General features: G+C 60.1%; 5 protein-coding genes. 4 read left to right on the forward strand and 1 reads right to left on the reverse strand.

The genetic code is table 11. From position 1 onward, the window contains the following. The 4 genes from PROAA_RS01735 to PROAA_RS01750 all read left to right on the forward strand — a co-directional run. On the forward strand, nucleotides 1–874 hold an 874-nt coding region (locus tag PROAA_RS01735; RefSeq protein WP_186409663.1), incomplete at its 5' end, for an ABC transporter permease. Then, nucleotides 874–1,962: a lipocalin-like domain-containing protein gene (locus PROAA_RS01740; protein ID WP_186409664.1), complete on the forward strand. Its 1,089-nt coding sequence runs from the start codon at nucleotides 874–876 to the stop codon at nucleotides 1,960–1,962. The genes PROAA_RS01735 and PROAA_RS01740, both read left to right, overlap by 1 nt. Before the next feature lie 119 nt (nucleotides 1,963–2,081). Continuing rightward, nucleotides 2,082–2,993, forward strand: coding sequence for an HDOD domain-containing protein (locus PROAA_RS01745; protein ID WP_186409665.1), 912 nt, complete (start codon nucleotides 2,082–2,084; stop codon nucleotides 2,991–2,993). A 24-nt stretch (nucleotides 2,994–3,017) separates the two neighbouring features. Next, nucleotides 3,018–3,350, forward strand: coding sequence for a thioredoxin family protein (locus tag PROAA_RS01750; protein WP_186409666.1), 333 nt, complete (start codon nucleotides 3,018–3,020; stop codon nucleotides 3,348–3,350). Between the two features lie 27 nt (nucleotides 3,351–3,377). Here the strand turns inward: PROAA_RS01750 and ovoA are convergent, their stop codons facing one another. Then, nucleotides 3,378–5,528, reverse strand: coding sequence for a 5-histidylcysteine sulfoxide synthase (gene ovoA / locus PROAA_RS01755; protein ID WP_186409667.1), 2,151 nt, complete (start codon nucleotides 5,526–5,528; stop codon nucleotides 3,378–3,380). Nucleotides 5,529–5,954 lie beyond the last annotated feature (426 nt).

Raw genomic sequence — 5,954 nt, forward strand, 5'->3', positions numbered from 1 at the left:
TTTTACCCGTCACGACCGCTTGCGCCTGGTCGCGGGGCAGACGCCGGTGGCCTTGATCGCCCGACCGGTGTCGGCCGACGGGCGCGAACTGCCTCTGGTTGGCACCGCAGTTCTCGACGGCAGTAGCAAGGAACCGGCAATCTGGATTTCCGAAGCACTGCAGGATATTTATGGCTGGCAGCCCGGCCAGCAGGTGGACCTGCCGTTGGCCGGGCGACCGGTTCGTATGCGCGTGGCGGGCGTTTGGCGTGACTATGCGCGGCAGACTGGCGCACTGATGATCGACCTGGCGGACTACCGTCGCCTGACCGGCGATCAGTTGGTCAATGACGCGGCAATCCTGCTTGCACCTGGCGTTGCGCCCGATCAGGTGGCCGCCGCGCTCACTGCCACGAGCAGCCCGGGAACACTGAGCATCGCCTATCCGGGCGAGATTCGCGCCATCAGCCTGCGCATCTTCGACCGCACTTTCGCCGTCACCTACCTGCTCGAAGCCGTCGCCGTGATCATCGGTCTGGCTGGCGTGGCCGCCAGTTTCGCCGCGCTGGCGGTGGCGCGGCGACGCGAGTTCGGGATGCTTCGTCATCTGGGCCTGACGCGCCGCCAGATCGGCTGGATGCTGGCCCAGGAAGGCGCCTTGGCGGCAGGCGTCGGGGTTATCGGCGGACTGCTGGCCGGCGCGGCGATCGGGCTGGTGCTGATCGAGGTGGTCAATCGGCAGAGCTTTCACTGGAGCATGGATCTGCGCATTCCCTATGGCTCGCTGGCCGTTTTCGCTAGCGTCCTGATTGTCTTGGCGGCACTGGCCGCGGTGGCCGCCGGTCGGCAGGCCATGCGTCAGGGCGCGATTCTTGCGGTGCGCGAGGACTGGTGATGGATCGCCGCGCCTTCCTGCTCGCGCTGGCCAGCCTGTCAACTTGGCGTGCCGGAGTGGCGCAGGCCGATGTGGAGACGGTTGAATTCGCGCCAGTACTGCCCGGCCGCAAACTGACGTTTCCCGTCGATCACGGTGCGCACCCGGATTTCCGCACCGAGTGGTGGTATGCCACCGGTTGGCTGAACTTGCCGGACGGTACTCCGCTCGGTTTTCAGAGCACTTTCTTTCGCGTCCGTACCGGAATCGGAGAGGACAACCCGAGCGCTTTCGCTCCCCGTCAGCTGATCCTCGCCCACGCGGCCCTGGCCGACCCGCGCCTGGGCCGCTTGCGCCACGAACAGCGCGCCGCACGTGTCGGTTTTGGGCGCACCGGATTCGAGACGGGGCGGACAAACGTATGGATTGGCGACTGGCGGCTCGAACAGCGCGAAGGCGGCTATCAGGCGGAGGTTCGCGGCGAGGATTTTTCCTACGCGCTGGCGCTAATGCCTGATGGCCCTCCGATGCTCAACGGCGACGCCGGATTTAGCGCCAAGTCGCCGCAGGCGGGCCACGCCAGCTACTACTACAGTCGACCGCAACTCAAGGTGAGTGGCTGGGTAACCCTCAACGGCCAACGACAAGAAGTAACCGGCCTGGCTTGGCTGGACCACGAGTGGTCGAGCGAACTCCTGCACGCGTCCGCACAAGGCTGGGACTGGATTGGTTTGAACCTGACCGACGGTAGCGCACTGATGGCTTTCCGCTTGCGCGGAAAGGACGGTACTCCGCTGTGGTCCGCCGCCACATTCCGGCAGCCCGGAAGCCGCGTACAGGCGCTGCCGCCCGAGGTTATCGGCTTTACATCCGTGCGCCGCTGGCGATCGCCGCGTACCGCAATCAGCTACCCGGTCGAGTGGCGCGTACGAATAGGCGAGCGACAGCTCCATCTGATACCGCTGATTGACGACCAGGAACTGGACAGCCGCCGAACGACAAGCGCCATTTATTGGGAAGGGGCCGTGCGAGTTGAGGAGGGCGGCAGTGAAATTGGCCGGGGTTATCTGGAAATGACGGGCTATGGCGAGAAAATCAGGCTGGGTTGAAAATTCACCCGCCTGGGTCCAATCAAATTTGACGTCGGGTGCATGACTCACAGATACTCTAGGGGTGATTTTGAATTCTCCCTTGTCGGTCACGACAGCATGACTAAAGCTCGCAATTCATGAAGACGAACGAAGAACAGGATCAGGAGCAAATCCAGGAGCCAGAACCGGATCCGACGGTCGACAAGTTCGGCGAGGCGCTTAACGCAACACGCTTCCGCATGTTGGAGGATATCGCGCGCGAACTGGCTGGCGATGTGGTTTTCCCCACCTATTTCGACGCCGCTCTGCGCCTGCGCAAGGAGTTGCAGAACCCGGATCTGCCAACCGCGCGCATTGCAAAGATCGTCGGCATCGAACCCCTGACTGCTGCCAAGCTGATGCAACTGGCCAATTCTGCTTATTACAGCCGCGACGGCTCGAAAGCCAAGGATTTGCGCGCGGCGATCAATCGCCTGGGTGTCGATGTCGTACGCACCACCGCCCTGGCTATCGCCATGGCCCAGCTCCTGCATTCCAAAGACATGGCGATCTTCGGCAACCTTGCCGGCGCGCTCTGGGATCATTCGATCCGGACTGCGGCGGCCGCACGCATCCTGGCGCGCACCTACACCCGGATCAATCCCGATGAAGCGCTGCTGGCTGGGCTAGTGCATGACCTGGGCGCCTTCTACATGCTATACCGAGCAGTTCAATATCCTGAGTTGTTGCTGCGCCCGGATACGGTAAAGTACATCATCATGCGCTGGCACGAAGGTGTCGGCGTAACGCTGCTCAACGCCTTGGGCATGCCCGAAGAAATCGTCAACGCCACCATCGATCATGATCAACCACGCCCGATATCGACAACGGTGCGGACGTTGTCGGACATCGTCTACGTCGGCAACATCATTGCCGGCACTCACTTTGAATGGTCGCGACAAGACACCGATCCGGATGCCGGCGATGCAGGTTCCGTTCGGCAGAGCTTCAAAGACCTGCTGCCGGAAGTCGAGGCCGACACCATGGAAATGCTGTCGGTCTTCAAATAGGCGAATGGCGCGCCCGGAGAATCGATGGAACGTCATCTCAGCTCTTCTGCAGCCGAACCGACTCGGGCCGAGATCGAGTCCTTGCAGGAACCTCTTTTCATTGAGTTCGGCGCGTCCTGGTGCGGCCACTGCATTGCCGCGCAGCCGCTGATTGCGTCGGCCCTTGGTGATCATCCACGAACGCGGCGTATCAAGATCGAAGACGGTCCGGGTCGCCGCCTGGGGCGTTCATTTGGCGTGAAACTTTGGCCGACACTGGTTTTCATGCGCCGGGGGCAGGAAGTCGCGCGTTTGATCCGGCCGACCGATCGGAGCGCTATAGCGCAGGCGCTCACGCAGATTGACGACGAGTCGTAGCCTGTATTTGCCGCAAATGCCGGGTGATCAGTTGCGTTCCCAGATGCTCACTTCGGACAGCGTATGCTGGAACTTCCGTTTGGTTTCGCGAATGACGAATGGAACGGAGAATGGTCCGCGCAGCAGGCGGAAGTGCTTGCCGAGGATGGTTTTCAAGCCATCGAAGGTGCTGAAATTCTCGCCGTCCTTTTTGAATCCGCCGATCCATGCTTCACGCTTGGTGTGTTCCGTTAGCCAAGTGTAGGGCGAGGCGAGCAACAGCACGCCGCCGGGATTGAGCCGCTGGTGGACCGATTCGAGGAATTTCTGCGGATCGTAAAGGCGATCGATCAGATTGGCAGCGAGGATCAGGTCGTACCCGGTAAACACCGGTTTGAGATTGCAGGCGTCACCCTGGAAAAACTCGACTTTCTGCGCGACCGGGCCGAGCCCCAATTCAGCGAGACTGCGTTCCTTGAAAGCCACCAGTTCGCCCTCCTCGACGAGGGTGTAACCTAGCCTGCCTTGTTCGGCCAGCCGAGTGCCCAGGCCAATGAAGCGGGCCGAAAAATCGATCCCGGTCACCCGCTCAAAATGCCGCGCCAGTTCAAACGTCGCGCGGCCCGTGGCACAACCCAGGTCCAGAGCCTTGTCGGCCGGTTTTTCGCCCATCGCGGCGATGGCTAACTGCGCCAGCGCGCGCGGGAAATTCGGCACGTCGAAATATTCGTCTCCGTAGTGGAATTCGGCGTATTCGGAAACCAGCCGATCCGTTTCGTACTGGGATGTTTGCGATGTTGCCGGCGCACCGGACTTCACGTAACGGAATCCGGCATGCTGGAAAAAGTGGCGGCGGAAAGCATAGCGCGATGCAGGCAGCGCTTCATTGCCGCAGGATATCCACGATCCGCCCTTGATGATGTTGTGTCGCCCATCATACGTCGGCGTCGTGAAGTCATCATAAACCGCGTGCACCTGAAAACCATCGAAGGGATAGATCGGGGTCTCGGTCCACTGCCAGACATTGCCAATAACATCGAACAGCGGCCCGTGCGCAAACTCGGTGACCGGGCATGATGAGGCGTAACGGGCGAGGTGAAGGTTTGCCGGGGCAGCGCCCCCGGAACTGCGCTCTTCCGCACCACAGGCCAGGTCGTCTATGCTGGTGAATTCGCGCAATGCCTGCCACTCATCCTCGGTCGGCAAACGCACCGGATCGCCAGAGGTACGGGCTTTCCAGTTACAGAACGCCTTGGCCTCATGGTAATTGGTTTCCACGGGCCAGTCCCAGGGCATCGGAACTTCTTCGAGCATCAGACGCAAGCGCCATTGCCTGCCATCGCGGATCCAGAAGGTAGGGTGTTCGGCGCGCGTAAACTTGAGCCAGCCTGCACCCTCATCCAGCCAGAGCGATTCGTCGGCATAGCCTCCGGCCTCGACGAATCCCAGAAACTCCTGATTGGAAACCAGATAGCGGCTCGCCTGAAAGGCTGTGATGGAAGTCTCGTGACATCCGAACTCGTTGTCCCAGCCGTAATAGGCAACACCCGCTGGATCGATGTTGCCATTGGCATCCCTTCCGACGCGCAATTGGGTCGCCGGGATTTCAAGCAAATCGTTCTGCGGTGCCGCAGAAGTTGCACGACAGGGCGGCCAGGCGGGATGCGGTGCGAGGTACTTCAGGCGATGCTGACGAATCAGCACGGAAGAGGTTTCCAGATGAATGCGCTCGTGCTCGATTCCCATCAGGATGATCCACCACGGATGGTCCCAGCCGATCGGCAACGATAACGGCGTGGTTCGAATCAGCTGGTCACCCATGGCACGCACTGAATCGCGATAGGCTTTGACCTCGCTTACACTGGGCCATTCGTAACGCGCATCGTTGAGGTCATCCCAACTCATTTCATCGACCCCGACGGCGAACATCGACTCGAATTTCGGATTGATGCGCTGCTCGATCAGGCCGGCCAAGAGCAACTTGTTAACGAAAAAGGTCGCGGTATGGCCGAGGTAAAAGATCAGCGGATGACGCAAGGCAATGGGCTTTTCGTAGTAGGCCTCGTCGCAGTTCAACGCCTCGAACAGTTGTTCGTAGCGATCAAACGTCGCGTGAAAATAGTCGAGAATCTCGACTCGTTTCTTCTCGGCATCCTTCCCTGACAAATTGGGCGTTCTTGGAAAGACTGGGTTTGGCATACGGATTCGGGTTTTCAACAGGCGGTTGTAAAAGAGTTGATCGAAGTTCTTCAATCGGCACATTCTAACGCTTGGCGGCTACTGAACCGTAGACCGCCCCGCACGACCTGACCGGTTTCTTCCATGTATCAGCATTCAGTGCGCTCGCATTGAATGTCATATTCATGAAATGCACGGATCGCTATTGCCGCCCTCTCCGTCATGCCTGAGGTACGGAAGCCGGGCAAAGCCAGCTATGCTGTGGGGCCTTGTCGCTTCGCCGAAAGGAGTCGACCGGAACTACTTCTTGAGAATCCTGAATTCCTGAATCCGGCGAATATCACCGCGAGAGATCCGGCTGCCTCAGCAATCAGAGCACTGCGCTACTATTGCTTCGGCCCGATGAAGTATTAAGCGGCATACCTGACGCGCCGGTCTTGGAAGTAG

It is taken from the genome of Candidatus Propionivibrio aalborgensis, from assembly GCF_900089945.1.
GTDB classification, from domain to species: Bacteria; Pseudomonadota; Gammaproteobacteria; order Burkholderiales; family Rhodocyclaceae; genus Propionivibrio; species Propionivibrio aalborgensis.

Bases quoted from the DNA above. Each gene is read 5' to 3' on its own strand.
- PROAA_RS01740 (WP_186409664.1), top strand. From the start codon at position 874: ATGGATCGCCGCGCCTTCCTGCTCGCGCTGGCCAGCCTGTCAACTTGG.
- PROAA_RS01745 (WP_186409665.1), top strand. From the start codon at position 2,082: ATGAAGACGAACGAAGAACAGGATCAGGAGCAAATCCAGGAGCCAGAA.
- ovoA (WP_186409667.1), bottom strand. From the start codon at position 5,528: ATGCCAAACCCAGTCTTTCCAAGAACGCCCAATTTGTCAGGGAAGGAT.
- PROAA_RS01750 (WP_186409666.1), top strand. From the start codon at position 3,018: ATGGAACGTCATCTCAGCTCTTCTGCAGCCGAACCGACTCGGGCCGAG.